The following is a 26,460-nucleotide window of genomic DNA, read 5'->3' on the forward strand; positions in this document are numbered from 1 at the left end:
ATTAAAATAATCGTTTCTTTACAGCCCGGAGTGGCATATACTAACCTTAATGCTAAGGAAGAGTTTGCCTAAAAGGAGTCCGGTATCTCATGATTCGAAATTCGCCTTATGTGCTGCTTGTTATGGCCGCTTGTATTTGGGGAGGCAACTTTGTTGCCGGCAAAGCGCTTGTCACGCACATTCCGCCGCTGACGCTTGCCACTGTACGCTGGTGCATCGCCTTCCTGTGTCTGCTCCCTTTCCTGGGCAAGGAGGCATGGTCGCTGCGAGCCGAATTTCGTCGTCACTGGAAAATGATTGTTTTTCTTTCCGCGACCGGCGTAGCGGGTTTTAATACGTTAACGTATGTGGCCGTACAATTTACCAGTTCGATTAACGCCTCCTTAATGAATTCGGCAACCCCGATTATGGTCGTGATGTTGACTTGGTTGATGATCAAAGAGAAAATCGCCTGGTCTGCTTTTCCAGGGGTCCTTATTTCGATGGCGGGCGTATGTTGGATTATCGGTCGGGGCAGCTTGGAAGCCCTGACGGCGCTATCCTTTAATAAAGGCGATCTGTATATGCTGCTGGCCATTTTCATGTGGTCCTTGTACTCGGTCGGTATGAAAAGAGCGGCCGGGCTTTTTCCGGCGACTCCCTTCTTGCTGGTGCAGGTCGCGGCAGCTTTGCTGCTGTTGATCCCGCTCTCCGCCGTTGAACTGGTCACGCTCTCGCCTGAAATCGACTGGAGTCCGTCTTCGATCGTCGGGCTGCTGTATATCGGCTTGTTCGCTTCCATCGTCGCTTTTCTATCGTGGAATCGCGCCATTGAATTAGCCGGTCCGCAGCGCTGCGCCGGGTTTCTTAATCTGATTCCTTTGTTCAGCGCCATATTTGCGACGGCTTTTACAGGAGAATCCATTCATTTGTATCATCTGCTGGGCACCGTGTTGATCGTTACAGGCGTGTATCTTACGAATCGCGCAATCAAGCATCAGCAAATTCGAGGCAGGCCGAAGGTAGGCGAATACGCAATGACGAAGAACCCTTGATGGATCAAGGGTTCTTTTATTTCGACTGCGTGTGTCCAAGAAACAGGGGTATTATTTTTATGGCGAATTTGTTAAAATATTGAAGTGGGTTACGCATCTTTACAGGGGGGTGAACGACAGCGGCGAACATGTTGATCGCAGAAATGAAAGCGCTAACAGTAAGGCGGTTTAAAATTCTTCATCATACGAGGTGATGACAATGGGGACCCGTTTATTATCGGAGCATTTAATTAAAAATCGTTTTCCTCACATCAGATATGTAAGGATCCATTCGCAGGGTAAAAATACGGCTACGATCTATGCGTGGAACAACGACCTGGATTTGCCTGATAAGGAGATAGGCAGCTTGAAGCAGTTTGCTTCCGGTCACTTGCTTCCGAACGTTTGCTTTAAAGTTAAATCCTACAACATGGTCCAAAACGATAAAGTTCCGCAAGTACATGAACTGCCGGCACCCATTGTTCAAGCTGCTATGAACAGAAGCCTGGATCAACATGGAATCACCGCGGTCATGAACCGCATGTTTCCTTATGGCAGTCTGACCTTTGACAGGTACGATTCCATTAGCGGCACCATTCATTTTGCTTTCCACGCCAACCCCCCCGTTAACGATATAGAGAAGGAACGGATTCGGCAGTATCTTTATGAAGTGATTCCCTTGGGCTCAGCCTGTGAAGTGGCCTATTGCTGAGGGCGACAGCAAGGAGAGAACGGAAACTTCTTCCGGAGAAGCGGAGCTTTACGGTGCAGCAACAAGCCGCGAACGTAAAGTTTGCCGCATTCATGGATAACGATACGAAACGATAAGTGTTCAGCGGAGCTGAACACTTTCTTTATATGCTCGCAAGGGCTCCCGGTCATGAGCATTGATAAATGTTGTCCGGTTTGATCTTTCACAATCGAGCAGCGGTTGACGACGGATTTGTTTGGTGATATTCTGTTAATCAAACGATTAAATCAATTGATTGAATCTAACGATTTGAGCAAAAGGGGCATACGCGAATGACGGATACATTGCTTAAGGAGCAAGATCAACGAATTGCCATTGTAGGGGGAGGCCCTGTCGGACTTGCGCTTTCCCTTATTCTGGCGCGGTACCAGGTGCCTACGATTATACTGGAATCCCGCAGCGGGCCGACACCGCGGCATGAGTCGCGCGCTATTGTATGGATGCCCCGAGGATTGGAGCTGCTTGAATGGCTGGGGTTGAAGGAAGCTTTCGACCAAGCGGCTGTTTTCAGAACGGCGCATGACTTCCGGGGTCCGCGGGGCAAGCTGCTGAGCCTTTCGTTTCAAGATTTGGCCAGCCCCTACGGCTATACGGCACAGCTTCCGCAGCACGATACGGAGGCTCTGCTGGAGAGAGCCGCCAAACACACGGGCATGGTGGAAATTCGCCGTAATCATCGGGTCGTTGAAGTGGGGGAAACGGAAGGGCGGGCAGCTATTACAGTTGAGGGTCCGGACGGTCCATACGTTCTCCATGCGCCGTGGGCAGTGGGCGCGGACGGTGCGAGAAGCATGGTCCGGAAATCGCTTGGCATCGGAACGAAGTGGCGGGATTATGGAACAGACTCCGCTGTGGCGGATTTTGAGATGGAAACGGATCTGCCCAAGGAGATATCGAGCATTGTGCTTGATCCGGCTAGACCCTATGGTTTCTTCTATTTCGGAGAAGGCACCTGGCGGTTCATTTACCGGCTTAATCCGGGGGAAGACCGCAAGGAGATGACCGAGGAAGCAGCCGTTACATCTTTGCTTCGACGGGTGAAACCGGACGTTTCGATCAAACGTTTCCTATGGGCCAGCGCCTTCAGGTTGGGGCAAGGTCAAAGCGATGCGTACCGGAAGGGGAGATGGCTGCTTGTCGGGGACGCTGCGCACGCTATGGGTCCCTCCGCGGGAGCGGGCATGATGATCGGCTTGCTCGGAGCGTGGAGACTGGGCTGGAGACTGGCGCAGGTGTATAATGGAAGTCTGATGACGGATGCGCTGCTACGCGATTACGAAGTGGAACAGCGCGCCGGTTCGGACGAGGTTCAGGGGGCGAACGCCATAATTTTCAAGAATATGGCGCTGTCGAATCCGGTCTTGGCCAATTTGCGTTCTATAGGGCTGCGAGCCGCATCGCTGGTTCCTTCCGCCGCCAAAGGGATGACGGAAAAGGAAGCGCTGCTGAAGCAAATTCTTCCGGTCAACCGCTCGGCGGATCACAAGGTTGAAGGTCCGTGGAAGCCGCTCGATTCGTTCGGGTGCTGGGTAGCCGGTAAACGGATTCCTTTTCGGGGGAAAGCAGCTAAGCTTCTTCTCCCCGACAGGCTTGAACATACGCTGCTGTCCATCGGTTTGAAGGATGAGGCGATGGAGCGCCGCAAGGCCGGCTTGTTCGTCCATAAAGCTCCGGTGCCGATCGTGGAAGAGGTGAGCCTGATCGGCCAAACCTCGGAATACCGGGTCCAGGACGCTCAAAGAATCGTGTTTGCGCTGGTGCGCCCCGATCAGCACATAGCCGGCCTCTACGAAATGAAAGAGTGACAAGGAGGAATTGTACCGTGGGACCGAAAGAGCTGATTATTCAAACCGCTCTCGAAATCATCGGGCAGGAAGGGATTCAGAAGATCACCACCCGGGAAGTGGCGAGACGGACAAATATGAATAATGCCGCGCTCAATTATCATTTCGGTACGAAGGAGAATCTGATCCGGCAGGCCATGGAATTTTTCATCCGGACGCTTGGCGGCGCCTACGTCCTGCTGGAGCAGGCAAACCGGAGTCCTTCCGAAAGACTGCTTGCTTTTTTGAAAAAATTTGCGGAAATTTCCGTTCTGTATCCCGGGGTTACGAAAAGCCTGGTCAGCCAGATGATGTTTGCCGAGGAAGCGAATCCCGCATTAGCGGAATCGCAGAAGAGAGGGATTACGGCTTTTACCGATAGTTTGAAGCAGGTTACGGGCATCCAAGGGGAGCCCGAGCTTCAGCAGCTCGGGCTCCAGCTCATGGCTGCCGTCATTTATCCCGTACTGCTGCACAAGCAGCTTCCGGATTTATACGGTATCGATTATGCGCGGCAGGAGGAGCGGGAGGCGTATATCGAGCGGCTGTTCCGCCAATATGTTCCATCATAGGATAGCCGGACCGAGTGGGCGGCTCAGGATGGCCGACTCGCGTCACGGTCCTTGGGGAATATCCCGGAATACAAAGAACGCCCTCCCGATTTCCTTGTGGGAAGCGGGAGGGCGGGAAGGGCGGGGGTTTGTCACTCCCGCCTATTCGATTATGAGTTTCGGGCCCCTTGGGCGGACGTCCATAAAGCTTCGATTTCCTCCAGCGATTTCCCCTTCGTCTCGGGTACGACGCGCCAGGTGAACAAGAACGTGAACAAGGACATGAAGCCGAAAATCCAGAAAGTAATCGCCGGGCCTGCGGAATTCAGCATGGGCGGGAACGATTGAGAAACGACGTAATCCGCCGCCCAGAGCGCCATGGCCGCGATAGCCGTAGCTCTCCCGCGGATGCGGTTCGGGAAGATTTCGGACAAAACGACCCAGACGACCGGTCCGAGCGATATGGCGAAGGAGGCCACGTACAGCAAAATAAAGATAAGCACCAGCGGGCCGGAAGTATGACCCGTTTGGAAAGCGAAGCCTATGACAACGAGGCATAGCGTCATCAAGGACGAGCCGACGAGCAGCAGCGCTTTGCGGCCTACCTTATCGATGAGCCACAGGGCCAAGATGGTGAACAGGAAATTGATCAACCCGACCAGAATGGTCTGGATCAACGAGGCGTTCGTGCCGGCGCCCGTTTCCTTGAATATTTCCGGAGCGTAATACATGATCGCATTAATTCCTGTAACTTGCTGAAGGATCGCCAGCCCCACGCCTACGATCAACGCGATCCGCAGCCCGGGATTGAGCAATTGCCGGATCGAGCCGTTTTCCTGCTTGAACGATTCCTTGATATCCAATACTTCTTGTCTGGCCAGTTCATCGCCGTGAATCTTCAATAGAATCGGCAGCGCTTCTGCCGGCCTTCCTTGCTTGATCAGCCATCTGGGGCTTTCCGGCACGAAGAAGAGCAGCGCCAGGAACAAGAGGCCGGGAACGGCGCCTACGGCGAACATCCAGCGCCAGCCGGTGGCAATGTCCCAAGCGTCGTCTCCGGAACCGGCAATCCACAAATTGACGAAATAAGTAAGGAAGATACCGGTAACGATGGCCAGCTGGTTTAGAGCGACCAGACGCCCCCGGTATTTGGCGGGAGCGATTTCCGCGTTATAGAGCGGGCATAGGGTGGAGGTAATGCCTATGCCGATTCCGCCGAGGATACGGGCCATAATATAGGCGGAGAACGTATCCGGAATGGCCGAGCCGACGGAGCCTATGATAAACAGGATCGCCGCAGTGATCAATACTTTTTTCCGGCCGAATCTGTCGCTTAACATACCGGACATGGCGGCGCCTACAATACAGCCGATAATGAGACTGGAGACGGCCCAGCCGACTTCCACCTGATTTAATTGAAAGCGGTGTTCCATAAAGCCGATGGCTCCCGACACCACAGCTGTGTCAAATCCGAATAATAAACCGCCCAAAGCGGCTACAATCGAAACAAGCGTAACAAACTTCATGCTCACTTGTTCTTGGTGCCTGTTGATCGTTAGTTCCAACTTCATTTCTCCCTTCCGTTCTCGCGCCAGCTTACCGGTTGTTCCGTGCATCGTCCGGTAAGAAGGCTTCTTTCGATCAGAACGAGGTTCATTATATCATGTGAATCTGGGGACCCAGACGGCAATCTTCTTCACTTATCAGTGTTCTTCCCGCATTTAATTCGCACTATCCGCAATTTGCTTCCCGATGATCAAATAACTAGCACATTCTTGTCTGCCCATCACAAAAAAGTCCATGCCGTGAAGGCATGGACTCGCGCGCCGCCCTATTTGATTTGGCTGCGATACTCGGTAGGGGTAACGCCGGTGACTTTTTTGAACACCCGGCTAAAATAGTTCGGATCCTTGTAACCGACCTCGTAGCATACTTCCTTGAGGCTCAGCTGCTCGGAGGCGATCAGCGCTTTGGCCTTATCGATCCGCAAGCCGGTGACAAAGTCGATGAACGTCTCTCCCACCTGCTGCTTGAAAATTTTGCTGAAGTAGTGCGGATTCAGGTGGACGAAGTCCGCCACCTCCTCGAGCGATACCTCCTCGGTGAATCTTTCCCGAATATAGCTCTTGGCCCGGTCAAGGACGGTTAAGGTTTGCTCCTCGCGTTCTTCGCGAATGCGCTGCAGGGCGGAGATGACGTAGGATCGTTGATCGCCTCCCCCGGTTAAGGACGGCTTCTCCGGTTCCGGGACGATTCCGTCCGCTCCTTGCTTCAGCTCGTCGAAGTGGCACACCTTGCCGCCGATCTCGAAATAGGTGGACGCAAACACCGCTTCAAAGTAAGACTTGCGCAAGCCGTCCGCACCGTTCCGGGTCGACCCGATGCCGACCGAGACTGCAAAGCCTGCTTGCCGTTCCGCCAAAGCGCACAGCTTCTCCCCGTACCGTTTAACGTCTTCTTTCCAATCGTCCTCCCGGGCTCCGGGCGGTTTCCGCAAGAAAATCGCCATGTGCCGGTCGATCACCGAGCTGACGATGCAGGCCGATCCGTGCGTCTTGGCAAAGCTGCGGATGTTATCGTACATTTTTTTCTTGTCCGGGGTGTAGAAGTGTTCCGGGAAGGCGACCACGATCGCGCAGCCTTGATCGAGAGGGAAGCCGAGCCATTCGGACAGCTGCTCGGGACCGGCGTCCACCATGTGATCGACCATGAACATCAAGGCAAGCTCATTTTCCACCAGAGGCAGCAGTTGGGAGACTTGATGCCTGAGCTCCAGTTCATCGGCGCGCTTGCGTTTCTCCTGGTCCAGTTCGCGGACCAGCTGCTCCAGCGTGCCGACCAGCTGCTCCCGCTTAGCCGGTTTGACGATGTACTCTTTCACGCCTAGCGAAAGCGCCTCCTTGGCATAAGCAAAATAATCATAGGCCGTCACCAGCACGAATTTCGTATCCGGAAGACGTTCTTTGATTTCCCGTATAGCCGCCAAGCCTTGGATGCCCGGCATATTGACATCCATCATGACGATATGCGGACGATGCTCCTCCGCGCGTTCAATCGCCGTCCGCCCGTTCTCCGCATGGATCACCTGGAACGTTCCCGGCATCATGCGCTGAACGATCCATTCCAGTCCTTCGCGCTCCAGCGCCTCGTCATCCGCGATCATCAGCCGGTACATGCAGGGGTTCGACCTCCTTTCCAGAGGGAATTACAATCGTAATCGTTGTTCCTTTTCCGGGCTCGCTGTCAATGTCCACAAGGTCGCTGCGTCCGTAAAACAGCTGCAGCCGCTTGAACACATTTCTTGTGCCGAGCCCCGTGGAATGCTTGTTGTCCGTTCCGGCCTCCAGCCGCAGCAAGGCTTGGCGAACTTCCTCGCGCATTCCGCCGCCGTTGTCGGACAGCGCGATGCGCACGCCCTCCGGAACATGCCCAATCTCCAAACGGATGACAGCTCCTTGCTCCATGCCCTCAATGCCATGCACGAACGCATTTTCCACCAGCGGCTGAAGCGTTAGCGCCGGTACAGGCACTTGCAAGGCGTCCGGTTCGATATCCAGCTCGAACCGGACGCGGTCGCGGAAGCGGGCCTGTTGAATCGTAAAGTATTCCTGAACGTGCGCAAGCTCATCCCGCAGCGTAACCGGCTGGTCCAGCTTGCGCAAATTGTACCGCAGCAGGTTCGACATCGATACGATCAGATCGCTGGTCCTCTCCGCGCCTTCCAGCAGCGCCAGCTTGGAGAGGACATTCAACGTATTAAATAGAAAGTGGGGATTGATCTGGCTTTGCAGCGCTTGAAGCTCCAATTCCTTGACGAGCCGGTCCTTCTCCAGACTTTCCTTATCCTTCTCGATCAAGTCCTTCAGATTGGTGGACATTTGCCCGAAGGCCGCGGACAATAGGCCAAGCTCATCATCCGACCGCCGCGGAGGGGGGAGCGGCTCCAGGTCGAGGTTCCCCCGGGACATGCGTCCGGCCATATCGACCAGCCGGCTGACAGGGCCGGTAATGCTGCGGGAAATCCAGACGGCCAGCACGACGCTCATCAGCGTATTGATGACGAGTACGGCTGCGCCCAGGCGGTTCATGCGTTCCGTTTCAAGTTGAATTTGCTTGTAGACCGGCCGGTAGGAGCCAAGCTCCATATCGACAAGACGCTGCCCTTCCTCGCGGATATAAGCGGTTGTTTTCTCCGCTTCCTCGTAATGGGCCAGCGCGGCGCGTGCGCCTTGAGCTTCCGCCGCGGCGCGCGCGGCCTGTTCCTGCTCCATGAGGGTGTCCAGCATATGGACGTAGCTCGTCAGCGAGGACGCTTGCAGCGAGGAGCTCGTGCTCCGGGCAAGCCCCGCGCGCAGCTCCTGCAGCTTGGCTTGCGCTTGCTCCAGCTCGGCGCCGCCGCTTCCGCCCGGATTGAGCAAATAGGCGTGAAGCAGCCGGAGATTATCTTCCGCCGTTTGGGCGGATTGATTGTACAGCAGGATGCGGTCCATCATGACGCCGTAGCTCATCTGCACGATTTTCCCGCTCTCAAACAAGAAGAAGGTCACCGAGTTGACGAGCAGAACCAGCAACGGAATAAATACCAGCAGCTTCGTTCGAATCGTCATCGGCAGCCTTCCCCGGCGCCGACCGTACTGCGGTCAAGCACAGCGGTAGCGGTAAAATGCTGCGGCTGCGGCGTCTTTCCGTGAAAATAATCGTGCAGCAGCGATATGGCCTCATACCCCATCTCGCGGGGCTGCTGCACAAGGGTCGACGCAATCTTGCATTGCTTGATGCCTTCGACCGTTTCCGCCAAGTCGTCAAATGCGAAGATGCGCAGCCCTGTTGGGCCAACGCGCCCGGCGGCTTCCAGTATCCCGACACCATCCAGGGCGCTGAACCCGACCATATACCCGACCTGCGGGTGATGGGTCAGGATGTCTTCCGCTTGCCCGGCGGCCTGGAGACGAGAAATGTTCGACGAACGGACAGCGACGACGGTAAGCTCCGGATAACGGCTGATTACCGAATCGAAGCCCGCGAGTCGAAGCTTTTGATTATCGGCCTGCTCATTGCCGACCAGCACCCCGATTCGGCCTTCGCTTCCCGCAGCTTGGACGACCAGCTGGCCCATTTTTTTCCCCGCTTCCAGATTGTCCGAGCCGACGTAGGAGAGCCGGCGGCTCCCGGGCTCGTCCGTGTCTACCGTAATGACGGGAATTCCTTGCCCGGCGGCTTTATCGATCAATTGCCGATACAGCGGGTCATTGATGCCTTGCACCAACACCGCATCGGCTTTTGCGGCTATCGTTTTCTCCAGCAGCTTGATCTGCTCGGCCGGATTGATCCGGAACGGTCCGGTATATTCCAGTAGCATTCCGTACTCGGCGGACGCCTCCCGCGCTCCTTGCTCGACGGACCGCCAGAACGGATTATCCAGCTCCTGGGAGATCAGCACGACATGGCGCTTCGCATCGCCGCCCGCTCCGCCTTCTTTCAAGGGCTGGACCAGCTCGCGAATGCGCAGCGCGGAGAACAAGAACTGCAGCAGCAAGCAGGCAAATACGATAAAAAGGATAGCGATTCCGAGGTTCCATTTCCGATTTGACACGCTTCAGCTCAGCTCCTTTGGCGACGTTCCGACGTAGGCTTATTATACAAGAACGGCGAAAGAAACCCAAAGAAGGACAGGCTTAGGGGCTGCCCGTGTACGGAAGCATGATCATGGGTCGCAATCTTCCATTTTCTGTTATAATATAGACAGACAATCAGTGAAAGCCAGGGGAGGCATACAGGTGGAGCAGTTAACGCTGCTGCTCTTTGAGCGGATGGGCCTTTTATTGTTGATTACGTTTATCCTTACCCGTATTCCGCAATTCCGTTACTTGCTCGATCGGAGAATGGACTGGAAGACAGGGGTGACGTTTTCTCTGTTTTTTGGGTTGGTCAGCATAGGGGGGACGTATGCCGGAGTCACGATCGGGGAGGAGGGAATCGGCTCCTATTTTTTCGCGGCATCTCTCGGTCCCGATGAAGCTATGGCGGATTCGGCCTTGATCGGCATTGTGATGGCCGGCCTTCTTGGCGGCGTCGCCGTAGGTACGGGAGCCGGGATTCTATCCGGCGTTCACGCCTATTGGATGGGGGGGCTGACAGGCGCCGCCGAGGCGTGGTCAACGCCGGTTATAGGTCTCCTTGCCGGTTTAGTGGCCCGTTTTTTTGCCGAAGAACGAGTGATAGCTCCGGTGAAGGCTTTGTTTATCAGCGTGTTCGCGCCGGTTCTGCAAATGGGCGTCATTCTCATCGCCACGGAATCTTCGGCATCCGCGATCCGCATGGTGAACCTGATCGGGGTTCCGATGGTCGTCGCCAATAGTATCGGGGTCGGCATCTTCGTCGCCATGATATTGGCTGTCTTGAGGGAGGAAGAGCGGGCGTCGGCCTCGGAAACCCAACGCGCGCTTCATATCGCCGAGATGGCGCTTCCTTATCTCAAGCAGGGGTTAACTTTCGAAACGGCGGAAGCGACGGCGAACATACTCCGCCGCGAGCTTCGCGCCAACGCGGTAGCGGTCACGGATACGGAAGAAATACTCGCTCATGTCGGTATTGGGACGACAAGTCTCTTTCAAGGGGAGCGTATCAAGACCGAATTGTCCCGCAAGGCGATCCAGACCGGAGAAATTCAAATCGCCAAAGCCAAGGAGCACATTCAGCCGCAGCACCCTGCTCTGGGCGCGGCCATTATCGTTCCGTTCCGGAACGGGGGACAGGTTGCCGGGTTGATCAAGCTGTATTACCATAGCGTGAGGCAGATCCGTCCGGTGGAGGAGGCCTTTGCCAAGGGCCTCAGCAAGCTGATCTCGATTCAGCTCGACATCGCGATGGCGGAGGAGCTCCGGGGGTTGATGAAGGATGCGGAGCTTAAAGCGCTGCAAGCGCAAATCAATCCTCACTTTTTGTTCAATACCTTGAATGCCATCGTTACGTTGATCCGGGTAAACCCCGACGCGGCCAGACGGGTTACGGTTCAGCTCGGCAGCTACATGCGAATGAATTTAACCATGACCCAATCCCCGCTCGTTCCGCTCTACAAGGAGCTGGAGCATCTGCAGACGTATCTCGGGATCGTTCATATCCGGTTTGAGGACCGCCTTTCCGTGAAGTGCGTCTGCGAGCCGGGGCTGGAGGCCGTCGCCATTCCGCCGTCTACGCTTCAGCCTCTGGTGGAGAACAGCATTCACCACGGCTTGAAGGGCAGGACCGGTCAGGGTGAGATTCTCGCTGCGCTGCGCCGCGGCGGGGACGGGGTTCAGGTAACCGTAGAGGATAACGGAAGCGGGTTTCCTGCCGGGCTGTTGGACAAATTAGGCCAGGTCCCGGCGCACGGCACGGAGAGCACGGGCCTCGGCTTATATAACGTGAACAGGCGGCTGATCAACCTGTTCGGGCCGGGATCCAGACTGAGATTCAGCAACCGGCCGGAGGGCGGAGCCCGCATTGAGTTTACGATTCCCTATCAAGCTGATGAAAGGCGTGAATCGACGAATGAAAGTCATGATAGCTGAAGATGAACGGTTGGCGCGGGAAGAACTGACCTACTTATTGTCCCGGGAACACGATGTCGAGCTTCTTCCGTTCGCAACGAATGGCGCCGAGCTGCTGGAGCTGGCGGGCATGCACAAGCCGGATGTCGTATTTCTGGATATCCACATGCCGGGGCTGGATGGGGTGCAAACGGCGCAAAGCCTCATGCAGGTCGAGCCGCGGCCTTTCATCGTCTTTGCGACGGCTTATGAGCAATATGCCTTAGAAGCGTTCCGGCTGGAGGCCGTCGATTATTTGCTGAAGCCTTATGATGAGGAGCGCCTTCGGCAAGCCTTGCAGCGCATACGCAGCAGGCTGGCGGCCTCCGGAGAGGTCGCGGGCCCTTCCGCTGCCGGCGCAGCGCCTGCCGCCGCGGAAGGCGTCAAGACGCTCGCGTCATCGATCAAACCGAAATTGTTGATCGATGACGGGAGTCGTATGATCGTGGTCGAGCCTATGAAGGTAGGCTTTGCCGTCAAAGAAGAGAAGCTGACGCAGATTCACATGGCCGACGGGCAGGTGCATGCGACGCGACAAACGCTTCAGGAATTGGAAGAAAAGCTGACGGGGTACTCTTTTTTTCGGCCGCATCGCAGTTATTTGGTCAATGTAGAATTTATCGATGAGATCGAACCGTGGTTTAACGGCGCTTATAACGTCATTCTGAAGGACGCGAAGCGCAGCCGAATTCCTTTATCGCGGGTGGCGGCCAAAGAGTTGATCAAACGGCTGCAGGGGGAGTAGCAGGCCTGCGGCCATCGTTCGTTTAGGGCCGTTTTTTATGAATTTGAGGATGGCATTCTGACATTTCGCGCCGAAAAGCTCTCCGGGGCGTGCTTTCCATGCTAAAATAATAAAGCGCTTACAAATGGCGTAAATAGGGCAGCGGAGGCGATCCTAACCGATGGGGACATTGGAAATGAAAGAAATTATACCTCCCGATGGGGGGCAGCATCATCTGAAAAATTATGAATCCGTATACGGAACATTCCGGTTTGAGGATGTACATGCGGATTTCAGCTGGCACACAACCGGTAAAGTCAACATGGCCTATGAATTGATCGACCGCCATACGACGGGACCCCGGAAAAATAAAACGGCGCTCTTGTATGCAGACGATCACCGCCGCGAATCGTATACGTTCGAAGACCTTCGGAAGCTATCCAATCGATTCGGGCATTTGCTTCAAAGACTGGGCGTAAGCAAAGGAGACCGCGTCTTCTTCTTCATGCCGCGATCGCCTGAAGTCTACATCGGGATGCTCGGCGCGTTCAAAATCGGCGCGGTCGTCGGCCCGCTGTTCGAGGCCTTCATGGAAGGCGCCGTAACCGACCGGCTTGCGGATGCCGAGGCTGCGGTGCTGGTGACGACCGCAGCTTTGAAGGAGCGTGTGCCGCGCGGGAAGCTGCCGAATCTGCGCCATTTGATCATCGTGGACGAGCAGCCGGAATATGCCGCGGGCGAAGTGAATTTCAAGCAGGCGATGGCCGAATCGGAGGAGGAGCTGGAGCTGGCCTGGGGCTCGCTCGAAGACCCGATGATCCTTCACTATACGTCCGGCTCTACCGGGAAGCCGAAAGGCGTGCTGCACGTTCAAGGCGCCATGATCCAGCATTATATTACAGGCAAATGGGTGCTTGATTTGCAGGAAGACGACATTTATTGGTGTACGGCGGACCCGGGATGGGTGACGGGAACCTCCTATGGAATTTTTGCGCCCTGGCTGAACGGGGCGACGAATTTGGTTCGCGGAGGAAGATTCTCCGCTGACGGCTGGTACCGGACGCTCCAAGACTATGGGGTCACGGTTTGGTACAGCGCTCCGACGGCGTTTCGCATGCTGATGTCCGCCGGGGACGAACTGACGGCCAAGTACAGCTTCGGCAAACTGCGGCACGTGCTCTCGGTCGGAGAGCCGCTGAATCCGGAGGTCATCCGATGGGGGCTTAAAGTTTACGGCAAGCGCATTCATGATACTTGGTGGATGACGGAAACCGGAGCTCACATGATCGTCAATCTGCCATGTATGGACATCAGGCCGGGCTCGATGGGCAAGCCGTTCCCGGGGATCGAGGCCGCGATTGTAGACAATCAGGGGAATGTGCTTCCTCCTAATTCGCTGGGGAATTTGGCCGTCAAAACCGGCTGGCCGTCCATGATGCGGCAAATTTGGAACAACCCCGCCAAGTATGACGAATATTTCTCCGTCCCCGGCTGGTATATATCGGGGGATTCCGCTTACATGGATGAGGACGGTTACTTCTGGTTTCAAGGGCGGGTGGACGATGTGATCAATACATCGGGCGAGCGTGTCGGTCCTTTCGAGGTGGAGAGCAAGCTCGTCGAGCATCCGGCGGTGGCGGAAGCGGGAGTGATCGGCAAGCCGGACCCGCTGCGGGGGGAAATCATCAAGGCGTTCATTGCGCTGCGCGAGGGCTATGCGCCATCTGACGAGCTGCTGGATCACATTCGGTTGTTTGTGAAAACCGGGCTTTCCGCTCATGCGGCTCCGCGGGAGTTCGAAGTGCTGGAGAAGCTGCCCAAAACCCGTTCCGGAAAAATTATGCGCCGGGTTCTGAAAGCGAAAGAGCTTGGGCTTCCTACGGGCGATTTGTCGACAATCGAGGACTAATCTATAGGAGGGGAATACAACCATGAAAGAACAATCCCACAATCCTTACAGTGAAATTGTAAGATCCGATTCTTTTCAAAGGCTGATGGCCAAGAAAAAACGATTTATTTTACCGATGTCGGTCTTCTTCCTGGTGTTCTATTTCGTTCTTCCGATCATGACCTCGTATTCGAAAGTGCTGAATGAGAAGGCGTTCGGTTCGATCACTTGGGCTTGGGTATTTGCTTCCGCGCAATTTATTATGACTTGGGTCTTGTGCTCTCTGTATACCCGCAAAGCCGTCGAGTTTGATGAATTGGCGGAGAAAATCAAAGAAGATTCGAAAACAAGCCTACGAAAGGCGGGATGATCCATGAATACGGCATTTCTCCTCTTTTTGGTCATCGTAGCGGGAACGTTGGTCATTACGTATTACGCGGCCAAAAAGACGAAGACCGCCAGCGAGTTTTATACCGCGGGGGGCGGATTAACGGGTTGGCAGAACGGTCTTGCCATAGCGGGCGATTACATGTCCGCCGCTTCATTCCTGGGCATTGCCGGGATGGTCGCGCTTTTCGGGTTCGACGGTTTTTTCTACAGCATCGGCTTTCTGGTCGCCTATCTCGTCGTGCTTTATTTGATCGCCGAGCCGCTGCGCAATTTAGGCAAGTATACGATGGCGGATATGATCGCGGCCCGATTCGACGATAAGAAAGTTCGGGGCGTCGCGGCGCTCAATTCGATTACGATTTCCATCTTTTATATGATCGCCCAATTGGTTGGAGCCGGCGCCTTGATCAAGCTCCTCCTTGGGTTGGACTATACGACCTCCGTCTTGATCGTCGGTGCGCTGATGACGGTATATGTCGTATTCGGCGGCATGACGGCCACCAGCTGGGTGCAGATCATTAAGTGTGTGCTGCTCATGGCAGGCACGCTCATTATTTCGCTGATCGTGTTCGCCAAATTCAATTTCAATGTCCTGTATATGTTCGAGCAGATGGCTACGGTCACGCCGCTGAAGGAGGCGTTCTTAAATCCGGGCAACAAGTTTACGAACGGACTGGACACGATCTCGCTCAATCTGGCGCTCGTTCTCGGCACGGCGGGACTGCCGCATATTCTCATCCGCTTCTTTACCGTGAAAGACGCCCCGACCGCAAGGAAGTCCGTGGTCGTCGCCACCTGGATTATCGGCGTGTTTTATGTGATGACGATTTTCCTCGGGTTCGGCGCAGCTGCTTTTGTAGGAAACGATGTGATTGTGCAGGCGAACGCCGCCGGCAACATGGCGGCTCCGCTGCTGGCCAAGGCGCTTGGTGGAGACTTCCTGTTCGCCTTCGTATCGGCTGTGGCCTTCGCGACCATACTGGCCGTAGTCGCCGGCCTCGTCCTCTCGGCGGCATCCGCGTTCGCTCATGACTTCTACGGGCATATCGTACGTAAGGGGAAGGCGACGGAGAAGGAGCAGGTGAAGGCCGCGAAGCTGGCTTCCATCGGCGTGGCGCTGATTTCCATCGTGCTGGCGTTATTCGCCCAAAAGCTCAACGTAGCGTTCCTGGTGGCACTCGCTTTCGCCGTCGCCGCAAGCGCCAATCTGCCCGTGCTCGTGTTTACCGTGTTCTGGCGGAGATTCAATACGGCCGGCGCTGTGACGGGGATGCTCGTAGGCTTGATCAGCGCGCTGGCGTTGGTGGCGATCAGCCCCAACGTATGGGACCCGGTGGCCGGCAAGGCGGTTCTCGTCGGCAATCCGCTCATTTCGCTCACGAATCCCGGCATTATCTCGATACCGCTCGGTTTCCTTGGAGCCTATGCAGGCACCATGCTCTCGTCCAAGCGCAACGATGCGAAGTACGATGAGATCTTGGTGAAGGCCAATACAGGCATGCAGGAAGCAGGTTAATACAAACTTCACAGACAACGGCGTCCCTCTTTACCGAGGGACGCCGTTGTTTGGCGTTGCTGCAAGGTGAAGGCTTCATCTAACCGCCATCATTCGTTCATTAATTGTTCATACACGGTCTATATACTGGCAGAAGAATCCAAAACGAGAGGTTGAAGATGGAGATGAGCGGAGGGCCATATGCTGCGGCAACAACAAAATCGGATAAACCGATTTTGGAGCTTGTGAATGTAACCAAAACCTATGGAAGCCGGGAAGTCGTACGCGGACTTTCACTGGACGTCTACCCGGGTGAGGTATTCGGTTTCTTGGGTCCGAACGGCGCCGGGAAGACGACGACCATTCGAATGCTGGTCGGATTAATTGCCTTATCGGCCGGAGAGATCAAAATAAACGGGTTCAGTATCCGGCATCAGAAAAAGCAAGCGTTGAAATTCGTCGGTTCGATCGTGGAGAACCCGGAAATGTACAAATATATGTCCGGGTACAAAAACCTGCTGCATTTCGCGCGCATGATTCCGGGCATTACGAAGCACAGGATCCAAGAAATGGTCGAATTGGTCGGATTGGAAGACCGGATCCATGACAAAGTAAAAACGTATTCGCTCGGGATGCGCCAACGGCTTGGCGTAGCGCAAGCGCTGCTTCACAAGCCGTCCCTTCTCGTTCTGGACGAACCGACGAACGGGCTGGACCCTGCCGGAATCCGCGAGCTTCGCGATTATTTGAAAGTGCTGGCTCATGTGGAAGGGACGGCTATTATCGTTTCGAGTCATCTGTTGTCCGAGATGGAGCTCATGTGTGACCGCGCAGCCATCATTCAAAACGGAGCGTTGGTGGAAATTCAATCGCTTGCGGAGGTCAAGGAAGCGGACGAAGTGCTGGACGTCTTCTTCGAGGTTGATAAGCCGAAGTATGGAGCTGAGCAAGTGATGGGAATGTCGTCCGAATTCGTCAGGGAGGTTCATCCGAACGGCTTCTCGGTGAAAGCCTTGAAGGAGAGCATCCCTCTCATTACCGACCGGTTAGTTGGCACGGGTGTGAAGGTATATGCCATTTCGAAGCGCGGAAAATCGCTCGAAGACAAATTTTTGGAAATCACAAGGAGGGGAGCCCGTGATGCATCTGCTGTCGCTCGTTCGTAATGAACATATGAAAATCTTTAGCCGTTTTCGCACGTGGAGCTTCATGGTGCTGCTCGTGCTGTTGACGCTGCTGCCGCTGTTTCTTCAGAACAAGGCGCCGCAGGAGGGCAACTGGCAGACGCAGCTGGAACAGGAGAATATCCAGCTTCAGAAGACGGTCGGCGACCCGGAAATGCCTCAGTCGGAGGTGCAATCGCTTCGAAACAAGATCATGGTGAACGAATACCGGATAGCCCATAGCATCAAGCCTTACAACTCGGTATGGGGAACGGTCAACGAATTGTCGGTATACATCGCGGTCGTCACGTTTTTTACCGTTATCGTCACGTCGGATGCCGTGGCCGGCGAGTTCTCCGCGGGAACGATCAAGATGCTGTTAACGAGACCGGTCAGCCGATCCAAGGTGCTGCTTTCCAAATATTTGGCCTCCTTTTGTTTCGGCCTGATCCTGCTATGCCTGTTGTTTGCGGCCTCTTTCATCATCGGCTCGATCGCGCACGGATTCGAAGGCGTATCGGACCCGTACTTGTATGTGAAAGACGGCGCCGTCCATGAAGGCTCCATGGTTCTTCATTCGATGAGCACCTATGGGCTGAAATCGGTCAATTTGTTGATGCTCGTGACGCTCGCCTTTATGATTTCCGCCGTATTCCGCAGCGTGAACATGGCGGTCGCGATCTCGATTCTGCTGCTCTTTACGGGAAATCTAATCGTGTTCGTACTCAGCAAATTCGAATGGGTGAAATATGTGCTGTTCGCCAACACCGACTTAACGAAGTATTTGGACGGCGGGGTTCCGATGGAAGGGATGAGCATGAACTTCTCCTTAGCCGTGCTTGCCGCATACTTTGTGCTCTTTAACGCGGTGTCCTGGACGGTATTTGCAAAGAGAGACGTGGCCGCGTAGCTTTCCCAAATAGGCGAACACGAACAAGGCGCGATATGCTACGATATAAGCCGATGGAATAATTAGGAGGCTTATCCGATGATTAAAATCATGGTAGTCGATGACGATCCTTATATCCGGGAGCTCATCCGGCTTTACTTGAAGAATGAAGATTACGGCATTATGGAAGCGGAGGACGGGGAGGAGGCGCTGCGCCTGCTCTCCGAAGCTTCCGTAGGCCTTGTCATTCTCGATATTATGATGCCGAAGATGGACGGCTGGGAGCTATGCCGGACCATTCGCAGCCATTACGATTTGCCCGTTCTGATGATTTCGGCCAAATCGGAAACGGTAGACAAAATCAAAGGCTTTCAGGTCGGCACAGACGATTATTTGGCCAAGCCGTTCGACCCGGTGGAGATGATCATGCGCGTGAAAGCCTTGTTGAAGAGATACAAGGTTTCTACGGCCAGCGTGATCCGTTTCGGCGAATTGGAAATCGACGGGCCGCTGCACGAGGTCCGGGTTAATAAAGAAAAGCTGCACCTGCCGCCCAAGGAGTTCGATATTTTATTCAAATTGGCTAACTATCCGAACAAAATTTTTACGAGAGGCGACCTGATCGAACAAATCTGGGGCAGCGATTTCGACGGGGATGAACGAACGGTTGATGTTCATATCAAACGGTTGAGGGACAAATTCGACGATCTTGCGCCATCCGTGAAAATCGTGACCGTACGCGGACTCGGCTACCGGATCGAGGTCGCTCATGTTTAAGTCGCTTTACGCCAAGGTCATTTTACTTTTCCTTGCCATCGTCGTATCCATATTAGGGCTTGGATATTACGTGATCAGCACCTACTTGGGCAACTATTTGCGCGATCGCGTACAGGAGGAAATGCACCGGGTGGCGGTTTCCTCCATCCATTTGTATAACGAAATGACGGATGAGTCGTTCACGCTGGTGCTGAAGGGCTTTTTTCTGCCGAAAAGCTATTTTTTGAATATATACCGCTTCGACGGCGGGCAGCCTGTTCTCGTCCCGATGGGCAGTAACGCGACAATCGATGTAGACCCTTCGATCGTCAGGGCGATGTTTCTGAACAAGCAGGAATACCACGGACCCGCGTATCCGCATTACGATCCGAAGGATATGTCCCTTACGGTGCTAGGCGTTCCCTTTGATCATAACGGACAGCCTTATGCGATTTTGCTCCAGCAGGACTTCACCAATTCCGTGAAATTCCAAATTAACTTGACGATCGTTCTGCTTATTTTCTTGCTTATCGGCAGCGTTCTGCTCTTTTTTGTATCGACCAAACATCTGATGAAACCGCTTAGGGAAATGGTGAGGGCGACCCGGAAAGTGTCCAAGGGAGACTTTGAGGTTAAAGTAGCCGCTACACGCAAGGATGAAGTGGGGATGCTGGCTTTTCATTTTAACCGCATGGCGGGGGAACTGAAGCAGATCGAGCAGATGCGCAGGGATTTTGTATCGAACGTATCTCATGAAATCCAATCGCCGCTTACTTCGATTCGCGGCTTCTCCAATGCGCTGAAGAACGGTCTCGTGCAGGAGGAGGACCGGGTGCGCTACTATACCATTATCCATGACGAAAGCGAGCGGCTATCCCGGCTGTGCGATAATTTGTTAAAGCTGGCTTCGCTGGAATCGGACCATCATCCCTTCGTGCTCCTCACCTACCCCCTGGACGAGCAGCTTCGCAAAGTGATTATAGCCAGTGAGCCGCTATGGGCGCGTAAAGAGATCGACATCCGGATACAATTGGAGCCTGCGGTCATCACAGCCGACCAGGACCAACTGTTTCAGGTATGGAAAAACCTGCTCGATAACAGCATCAAGTTTACTCCGCAAGGAGGAACGGTCGTCGTGTCCTTGACCAGGGCCGGGAAACAAGTCCGTGTCAGCTTCATGGATAGCGGGCCGGGTATTCCGGCGGATGAAATCGATAAAATATTCGACCGGTTTTATAAAGCGGACAAGTCGCGGAACCGCAAACGGGAGGGGAACGGGCTGGGCCTGGCCATCTCCAAGCGTATCGTCGACCTTCACAAGGGCGAGATTCATGCCCAAAATAACGAAACCGGCGCGGTGTTTATCGTAACCGTACCGGTGAAGCCCTAGTGTGAGGAGGAAAAAAGATGATGAGACCGGCCGTGCTTTGTTTACTTGGCATCGTTTGTTTATTGTCAGGTATGGCCGCCAGGAACCTGTGGACATGGTCTCCCCTCGTTGGCTGGGCTCTTGCCCTGATCTTTATTTTCGGGGCGATCTTCACAGCGGTTAAGAACAACAAGTCAACGCGGAAGTAGATACGGATGGATAGCGGTAGTGAAAATCCCCTGACAAACACTTATCTGTTTGTCAGGGGATTTGTTTCGATTACGGCGATGTGGACGGCTGCTGAGCCGAGTTGTCCTCCGGCTGCGCCGCCTTTGCCTTGATCAGCTCCTGCTGGGCCAGCTGCTCGATGTTTTGCAGCGCTTGATCCACCGAAATTTTATTTTGCATAAGCGCTTCGATCTCCTGATTGGCCGCTTTGTCGAAGGCTGCATAAAAACTTATCGGCACACCCGTAAAGTCGCCGGTATTTTTGTCGCTGGGCTTGAGTTTATAGAAGGATTCCAGACTGCGGCCGTTCTTTTCTTTCATATATGCAGGTCGCGATAACAGCTCGAATGCGGATTTGGATAGCGTTTTGGCCAGTTCGTCGCTGTTGATGTATTCCACCAGCTCCCAGGCGGCGGATTGGGCGTCGGAGTCTTCGCTAATGCTCACGATCTGGTTGATGTAGAAGCTCGAGGACTGATCGGGATTGGCCGGATCGACGGGTTCGGTAACGGCCTCCCATTGGACCGGCTTCAAGCTTTTGACATTTTGCGCGGCTTGTTCCATGGAGGTGATCATGTAATAACCCCCAAGGGTCATCGCCGCTTTTCCGGCAATGAACGGATTTTGCGTATAGATGGTTTCCGGTTTATTCTCGTCGAAAGTCGGTTTGGCCGGCGGACGAACGGAACCGGATTTATAAGCGTCCACTGCGCTCTGGAGCGTTTTTTTCCAGCCCTCCGATTTCATGTTTACGATGGTTTTGTCGTCCGGATGAATCATTTGCAGCCCTTGCGTCAAGCCGATATCGTAGACAAGCTCGAAGTAGCCGCTTGCCGGTCCCATCCCGTAACCGCTGGAGGCGTAGCCGTAAATCCGCTGATCGCCCTGCTGGTCTGTCGGGAACCGTTTCGCTAACTGAAGCACTTCGTCCCACGTCATTTGATCGGTTGGATACGCAACGCCGTAACGGTCGAACAGGTCTTTGTTGTAAAAGAGCGCGCGTCCGCCAAAGCTGGGCGCCAGACCGTAGAGGCTGCCGTTTCCTTTGGATTTCAGCAGCTCTACGACCGTCGGATGCAGGTTTTCAATATCGAATCCAGTCTGCTTCACAATCGGGTCGAGCTGCAGCAGCCGCCCGTCTCCGGAAAGGCGCTGATATTGCTCCGCATTCAGGAAGAGCACATCCGGCTTTTGCTCTTTAATCAACTGATCGAACGCTTCTTTCGACGGATTGCCGGACATCATCAAGGGCATCATGGAGATCACTTCCACCTCGATGTTCGGATGCTTAACGCTGAAGGCGGAGCCGTACAGCATGTTGAAGGCCTGATCATTGTAAAACAGCACCTTGATTTTGGCTGTTTCCTCCTTGCCCAGCGGGGTAAACCCGGAGCCGGTTTGCTTCGCCGCCATATCCGGGCTGCAGCCGGCCGCGCCGAACGCCAACAGAAGCGACAGTGCAGGTAATGCTAACGTCTTTGTGTTCAATGGATGTTCCTCTCCCTTTCTCAAGTAAACTCGCTTTGAACCAGCGTAAGCGATTGTTGTGAATATCCCATGTCGAAAGCATGAATAACCGATGAACATCACAAAAAATGACTTTACAAACTCAGTATAACAGTGTTATATGTAATTATAACAATGTTATAGCGTGTCGTGATTCCCAGAAGTCAGACACAGCCGGGAAGGAAGAAGGACCGGATGCCTACGTCCAATCAGCGCGATAAGACCGGCCAAGACACCAGAGCCAGGATTTTGGAAACGGCGAAACGATTATTTTTACATGCGGGCTATCACAACGTGTCCATGCGGACGCTGGCGAAGGAAGCCGGCCTCTCAACGGGGCCGCTTTACTTCCATTTTCAGAATAAATCGGAAGTCTTTTACGCCATCTGCTCGGAAGGCCTCGATTTATTGCAGGCGGAGGTTGCCCGGGCGGCGGCGGCTCCACTGCCTAACGCTTTGAGGCTTCGGGAAATTTTCCTTGCTTTTCAACATTTTTATACGCGTGAACCGCTGTATAGCCAGATCATCCGCATGTCGTTCAATCCGATGTCGGGCATCGATTTCACCGATCGGCAGCGGGAGGCCTTGTTTGCCAAAAAGCTGGCGTACATGCGCTCCATGGAAGAGGTCATTCGCGACGGCATCGGGAAAGGAGAGCTGCAAAATATCGACCCGATCCGGTTCATGCTCGTTCTCTACGCGCTGGGCGACGGTATTTTTAATGCCAATGAAATGGGTGATCTACAGTATTTCGGCATCACGGTGGAGGAACTGATAAATGAAGCGTCCCGTCTTACTTATACGGGTATCGTTAGAAACCATGGGGGAGATGAGTGAATGGTATTCGTATGGATCGCGCTAGGTCTGGTCATCATCGCGGTGGAGGGGCTGCTGCTTTATCGGGCTTACCTGCAGCGGCGGATCAGGAATCAAAGCAAGCGGTTGATAGCGGCTGGAGGAATAAGCTCGGTCGAGGAGGTCCGGTTGGGCGGCTTAAAGCAGTACGTCCTGATCCAGGCCGAAGATGCAAGCAAGCCTGTCTTGCTGGTGCTGCACGGGGGACCGGGTATGCCGGTTCCCGGCGTAGGCTGCCGCGGTGTCGACTGGGTGTTCAATCTATCGACGGCGGAATTGATCAAGCACTTTACGGTCGTGTTCCGGGATCAGCGGGGTACGGGCAAAACGTACGCTGCCGAAACGCCGGCATCCTCCATGAACATGGAGCAGTTTCTGACTGACGCGAGTGAACTGACGGATTGGCTGCGGGCGCGCTTCCAGACGGACAAAATTTTTCTTTCCGGGGTGTCCTGGGGTTCGATTATCGGGATTCAATTGGCACACCGTTACCCGGATAAATTCCATGCCTATATCGGCATTGCGCAGATTGTGAATTGGGCGGAGAGCGACCAAATCGCCTATGAGTGGCTGCTGGGGCGGGCCCAGGAAACGAATAACGCCAAGGCGCTAGCCGAATTGAAGGCGATGGGCTTACCGCCGTACACCGAAGACATCGCGAAGTGGAACCAGCTTCGCAAATGGTTGTTCATGCTGGGCGGTTTAATCTACGAGGACGGACAAATTCGCCATCCCGGCATGCCTTATCTATTTAAAACGCTGCTCGCATCTCCGGATTACAAGATCGGGGATGTGATCCGAACGTTCACTAAAGGGATGAAGCTTTCTTATTCCCCGCAAATGCTGGCCGACTTCGGCAGTTATGATGCCTTGTCCGGCATCCGCAGGCTTGACATGCCGGTTTGCTTTTTCCATAGCCTGCATGACAGAACGATATCGGGCAAGCTGCTCCAGCAGTTTTACGAACGATTGGAAGCTCCTCAAGGCAAGCATCTGACGTGGCTTGAACAGTCCGCCCACATCTACAGTCCGGCTGACTCCCGGTTGGTGGAAAAAGGCGTTATCGAGTTTAAAACCAATTTGCATGTATAATTGGAATCAGGTGTATCCGTAACCTGGAAAGGAAGCTTGCTATGAATAGCTACGTTGATCAGGAAACGGGAGTGTTCCCGTCCGTATGTTCGTTGGATTGTCCGGACCAGTGCGGTCTGCTGATTCATAAAGAAGCGGGTAAAATCGTGAAAATCGAGGGCGATCCGGCACATCCTGTCACGCAAGGGGCGATCTGCAACAAAGTGCGCCATATGGCCGAGCGTATTTACGATCCGAACCGTCTGCGCTATCCGTTGAAACGTACGGGGAAGAAGGGGGAGCGCCGTTTCGAGCGCATCTCGTGGGAAGAGGCCATCGATACGATTACTACCCGGTGGAAACGCCTCATAGCCGCGGAAGGGGCGGAAGCGATTCTTCCGTACAGCTTTTACGGCAACATGGGAATGCTCGGGACGGAAGGCATGGACCGCCGGTTTTTCCACCGGTTAGGCGCCAGCCGATTGCTGTATACGATCTGCCAAGCCGCGGGTACGGAAGGGTACGGCTACACGATGGGAGGCAGCTTCGGCATCGATCCGGAGGATACCGTCCACTCGAAGCTGATCATCATGTGGGGAATCAATGCGGTCAGCACGAACATGCATCAGGTGATGCTGGCGGAGAAGGCCCGCAAGAACGGGGCGACCGTTGTAGTCATCGATGTGCACAAGAACCAAACCGGCCGGTGGGCCGACTGGTTTATCCCGGTATTGCCGGGGACGGATGCGGCGCTGGCCCTGGGCATCATGCACATTCTGTTCGCCGAGCAGCTGGTGGACGAAGCCTTTCTCCGTGAGTACACCGTGGGGCACGAGGAGCTTCGGCAGCATGTGCGGCAGTATGAACCGGCCGTCGTCTCCTCGATTACGGGAGTTCCGAAGGAAGATCTTTACCGGCTTGCCCGGTTGTACGGGCAAACCTCGCCGTCCTTCATCCGGATCGGCAACGGGCCGCAGCATCACGATAACGGCGGGATGTGCATCCGGACGATCTCGTGTCTGCCGGCGCTGACCGGACAATGGCTCAAGAAGGGCGGAGGCGCGATCAAAGGAAACAGCGGCTATCTGGCGCATCATGCGTCGGCGCTGCAGCGTCCGGATTTGTTAAGGAAGCCGACGCGGCGGATTAACATGAATGAGCTCGGCAGCGCCTTGCTGGAGCTGGAGCCTCCGATTCGCTCGCTGTATGTATATAATTCCAATCCGGCCGTGGTCGCTCCGCATGCGAACAAGGTGAGACAAGGGCTGCAGCGGGAAGATCTGTTTACGGTGGTCCATGATCTGTTCCTGACGGAAACGGCGGCGTATGCGGATATCGTGCTGCCGGCCACGTCGTCGCTGGAGAATACGGACTTCTACCGTTCGTACTGGCATCACTATGTGCAGCTGCAGCGGCCGGTGATCAAACCCTATGCCGAAAGCAAATCGAATGTGGATGTGTTCCGTCTGTTGGCGCAGGCGATGGGCTTCGAGGAACCGGCGTTTCAGGATACGGAAGAAGAGATGATCCGGCAGGCGTTGGACCATCCCGGCAATCCGCATCTGGCCGACGTTACCTACGAGACGTTGGCGGAGAAGCAGTTCGTGAAGGGAAGGGTGAAGCCGCTATTGCCGGGCAAGCTGCCGACGCCAAGCGGGAAGATCGAGCTGTATTCCAGGACGATGGAGCGCCGGGGGTTTCCGCCTCTGCCTACGTACACACCGCTTGCCGGAGACGGCGACCTGCCGTTCTTGTTCATTCCGGCGCCGAACCATAACTTTCTCAATTCCACGTTCGCGCATAACGAGAAGCATGTCCGCCTGGAGAAAGCTCCAAAATTGCATATGAATGAGGCGGATGCTGCGGCTCTCGGTATCACGACCGGAGATTGCGTCCGTCTCTGGAATGACCGGGGGGAATGCGAGCTCATGGCGATCGCGGGCGAGGACGTCCTGCCGGGCGTCGTCGTCACTCAAGGGCTATGGGCGGACTCGCCGGGGAGCAAGACGCTCGTCAACGCGCTGACCCCTGACCGTCTGGCGGATATGGGGGGAGGGGCCGTCTTTTTCTCAGGGCGGGTGAACGTGGAGAAGGTACAGTACGGGAAGTGAACGGGCCTGACGCTGTTCGACACGGCCTCCTCCGGCAGCCGCAGCCGGGGAGGCTTTTTTCTTTCCATCCCAAGGACCCGACGGAAGTGAAGTCCGCCGAGTCCTTTTTGGTATGCTCCGCCGAAGCCATTCATGAATTTATCGAACAGCTCTTGTTTTTTACGCTACTTGTTCTTCACGCTCGGGTTCGCCGTCCCACGCCATGGCCGATTGGCTTGGAGCTATGCGTCTATAAGGGGATCAATGTTCCCAATACGTTCACAAGCACATTTTTCGCGTCGTTTCGACATTTGCTATACTATTGTAGAT

22 protein-coding genes are annotated in these 26,460 nt (G+C 54.7%); 17 read left to right on the plus strand and 5 right to left on the minus strand.

Features of this window, described 5'->3' with window-relative positions; all coding sequences use genetic code 11:
• The first annotated feature begins 89 nt into the window (after window positions 1–89).
• From JMF85_RS07920 to JMF85_RS07935, 4 genes are all read left to right on the plus strand, one after another.
• Window positions 90–1,034 (plus strand): DMT family transporter, encoded by a 945-nt coding sequence (locus tag JMF85_RS07920; protein ID WP_127608100.1) that lies wholly within the window; start codon window positions 90–92, stop codon window positions 1,032–1,034.
• Window positions 1,035–1,380: 346 nt separating this feature from the next.
• Window positions 1,381–1,725 (plus strand): hypothetical protein, encoded by a 345-nt coding sequence (locus tag JMF85_RS07925; protein WP_230876209.1) that lies wholly within the window; start codon window positions 1,381–1,383, stop codon window positions 1,723–1,725.
• Between the two features lie 311 nt (window positions 1,726–2,036).
• Window positions 2,037–3,569, plus strand: coding sequence for an FAD-dependent oxidoreductase (locus JMF85_RS07930; RefSeq protein WP_201318017.1), 1,533 nt, complete (start codon window positions 2,037–2,039; stop codon window positions 3,567–3,569).
• Window positions 3,570–3,586: 17 nt separating this feature from the next.
• Window positions 3,587–4,159, plus strand: a complete 573-nt coding sequence (locus JMF85_RS07935; protein ID WP_201318018.1) for a TetR/AcrR family transcriptional regulator — start codon at window positions 3,587–3,589, stop codon at window positions 4,157–4,159.
• Between the two features lie 149 nt (window positions 4,160–4,308).
• Here the strand turns inward: JMF85_RS07935 and JMF85_RS07940 are convergent, their stop codons facing one another.
• The 4 genes from JMF85_RS07940 to JMF85_RS07955 form a co-directional block, all read right to left on the minus strand.
• On the minus strand, window positions 4,309–5,754 hold the full coding sequence (locus JMF85_RS07940; protein ID WP_127608099.1) for a sugar porter family MFS transporter: 1,446 nt from the start codon (window positions 5,752–5,754) through the stop codon (window positions 4,309–4,311).
• 215 nt (window positions 5,755–5,969) lie between these two features.
• Window positions 5,970–7,313, minus strand: a complete 1,344-nt coding sequence (locus JMF85_RS07945; protein ID WP_155615088.1) for an AraC family transcriptional regulator — start codon at window positions 7,311–7,313, stop codon at window positions 5,970–5,972.
• Window positions 7,288–8,745, minus strand: a complete 1,458-nt coding sequence (locus tag JMF85_RS07950; protein WP_201318019.1) for a sensor histidine kinase — start codon at window positions 8,743–8,745, stop codon at window positions 7,288–7,290. The genes JMF85_RS07945 and JMF85_RS07950 overlap by 26 nt, the downstream gene beginning before the upstream one ends.
• Window positions 8,742–9,731, minus strand: a complete 990-nt coding sequence (locus JMF85_RS07955; protein ID WP_201318020.1) for a sugar-binding protein — start codon at window positions 9,729–9,731, stop codon at window positions 8,742–8,744. Before JMF85_RS07955 ends, JMF85_RS07950 begins: the two co-directional genes overlap by 4 nt.
• Before the next feature lie 184 nt (window positions 9,732–9,915).
• Here JMF85_RS07955 and JMF85_RS07960 point away from each other — a divergent pair, with 184 nt between their 5' ends.
• The 10 genes from JMF85_RS07960 (at window position 9,916) to JMF85_RS08005 (ending at window position 20,589) form a co-directional block, all read left to right on the plus strand.
• Window positions 9,916–11,688 (plus strand): LytS/YhcK type 5TM receptor domain-containing protein, encoded by a 1,773-nt coding sequence (locus JMF85_RS07960; RefSeq protein ID WP_201318021.1) that lies wholly within the window; start codon window positions 9,916–9,918, stop codon window positions 11,686–11,688.
• Window positions 11,669–12,451: a LytR/AlgR family response regulator transcription factor gene (locus JMF85_RS07965; RefSeq protein ID WP_127608143.1), complete on the plus strand. Its 783-nt coding sequence runs from the start codon at window positions 11,669–11,671 to the stop codon at window positions 12,449–12,451. The genes JMF85_RS07960 and JMF85_RS07965 overlap by 20 nt, the downstream gene beginning before the upstream one ends.
• A 160-nt stretch (window positions 12,452–12,611) precedes the next feature.
• On the plus strand, window positions 12,612–14,339 hold the full coding sequence (gene acsA, locus JMF85_RS07970; protein ID WP_236595776.1) for an acetate--CoA ligase: 1,728 nt from the start codon (window positions 12,612–12,614) through the stop codon (window positions 14,337–14,339).
• 22 nt (window positions 14,340–14,361) lie between these two features.
• Window positions 14,362–14,688 (plus strand): DUF485 domain-containing protein, encoded by a 327-nt coding sequence (locus tag JMF85_RS07975; RefSeq protein ID WP_127608096.1) that lies wholly within the window; start codon window positions 14,362–14,364, stop codon window positions 14,686–14,688.
• 3 nt (window positions 14,689–14,691) lie between these two features.
• The gene (locus JMF85_RS07980; protein ID WP_127608095.1) at window positions 14,692–16,224 is read left to right on the plus strand and encodes a solute symporter family protein; all 1,533 of its coding nucleotides are present in this window, start codon (window positions 14,692–14,694) and stop codon (window positions 16,222–16,224) included.
• A 158-nt stretch (window positions 16,225–16,382) separates the two neighbouring features.
• Complete coding sequence (locus JMF85_RS07985; RefSeq protein WP_230876206.1) at window positions 16,383–17,369, plus strand: ABC transporter ATP-binding protein; 987 nt, start codon at window positions 16,383–16,385, stop codon at window positions 17,367–17,369.
• Window positions 17,344–18,276: an ABC transporter permease gene (locus tag JMF85_RS07990; RefSeq protein ID WP_236595779.1), complete on the plus strand. Its 933-nt coding sequence runs from the start codon at window positions 17,344–17,346 to the stop codon at window positions 18,274–18,276. Before JMF85_RS07985 ends, JMF85_RS07990 begins: the two co-directional genes overlap by 26 nt.
• A gap of 78 nt (window positions 18,277–18,354) precedes the next feature.
• Window positions 18,355–19,032: a response regulator transcription factor gene (locus tag JMF85_RS07995; RefSeq protein ID WP_127608093.1), complete on the plus strand. Its 678-nt coding sequence runs from the start codon at window positions 18,355–18,357 to the stop codon at window positions 19,030–19,032.
• On the plus strand, window positions 19,025–20,401 hold the full coding sequence (locus tag JMF85_RS08000) for a sensor histidine kinase (RefSeq protein ID WP_155615084.1): 1,377 nt from the start codon (window positions 19,025–19,027) through the stop codon (window positions 20,399–20,401). Before JMF85_RS07995 ends, JMF85_RS08000 begins: the two co-directional genes overlap by 8 nt.
• A 17-nt stretch (window positions 20,402–20,418) precedes the next feature.
• A complete protein-coding gene (locus JMF85_RS08005; RefSeq protein ID WP_155615083.1) occupies window positions 20,419–20,589 on the plus strand; it encodes a hypothetical protein in 171 nt (56 codons plus the stop codon).
• Window positions 20,590–20,659: 70 nt separating this feature from the next.
• Here the strand turns inward: JMF85_RS08005 and JMF85_RS08010 are convergent, their stop codons facing one another.
• The gene (locus JMF85_RS08010; protein WP_201318022.1) at window positions 20,660–22,096 is read right to left on the minus strand and encodes an ABC transporter substrate-binding protein; all 1,437 of its coding nucleotides are present in this window, start codon (window positions 22,094–22,096) and stop codon (window positions 20,660–20,662) included.
• Window positions 22,097–22,309: 213 nt separating this feature from the next.
• Here JMF85_RS08010 and JMF85_RS08015 point away from each other — a divergent pair, with 213 nt between their 5' ends.
• The 3 genes from JMF85_RS08015 to JMF85_RS08025 are packed head-to-tail and all read left to right on the plus strand — an operon-like array spanning window position 22,310 to window position 26,151.
• Window positions 22,310–22,951 carry a TetR/AcrR family transcriptional regulator gene (locus JMF85_RS08015; RefSeq protein WP_054797477.1) on the plus strand — a complete coding sequence of 214 codons (642 nt, stop codon included), beginning with the start codon at window positions 22,310–22,312 and terminating at the stop codon, window positions 22,949–22,951.
• Window positions 22,952–24,061 carry an alpha/beta hydrolase gene (locus tag JMF85_RS08020; RefSeq protein WP_201318023.1) on the plus strand — a complete coding sequence of 370 codons (1,110 nt, stop codon included), beginning with the start codon at window positions 22,952–22,954 and terminating at the stop codon, window positions 24,059–24,061.
• 41 nt (window positions 24,062–24,102) lie between these two features.
• Window positions 24,103–26,151 carry a molybdopterin oxidoreductase family protein gene (locus JMF85_RS08025; protein WP_054800134.1) on the plus strand — a complete coding sequence of 683 codons (2,049 nt, stop codon included), beginning with the start codon at window positions 24,103–24,105 and terminating at the stop codon, window positions 26,149–26,151.
• Window positions 26,152–26,460: the final 309 nt, after the last annotated feature.

The organism is Paenibacillus sp. EPM92 (assembly GCF_016586185.1).
Lineage (GTDB): Bacteria > Bacillota > Bacilli > Paenibacillales > NBRC-103111 > Paenibacillus_G > Paenibacillus_G validus.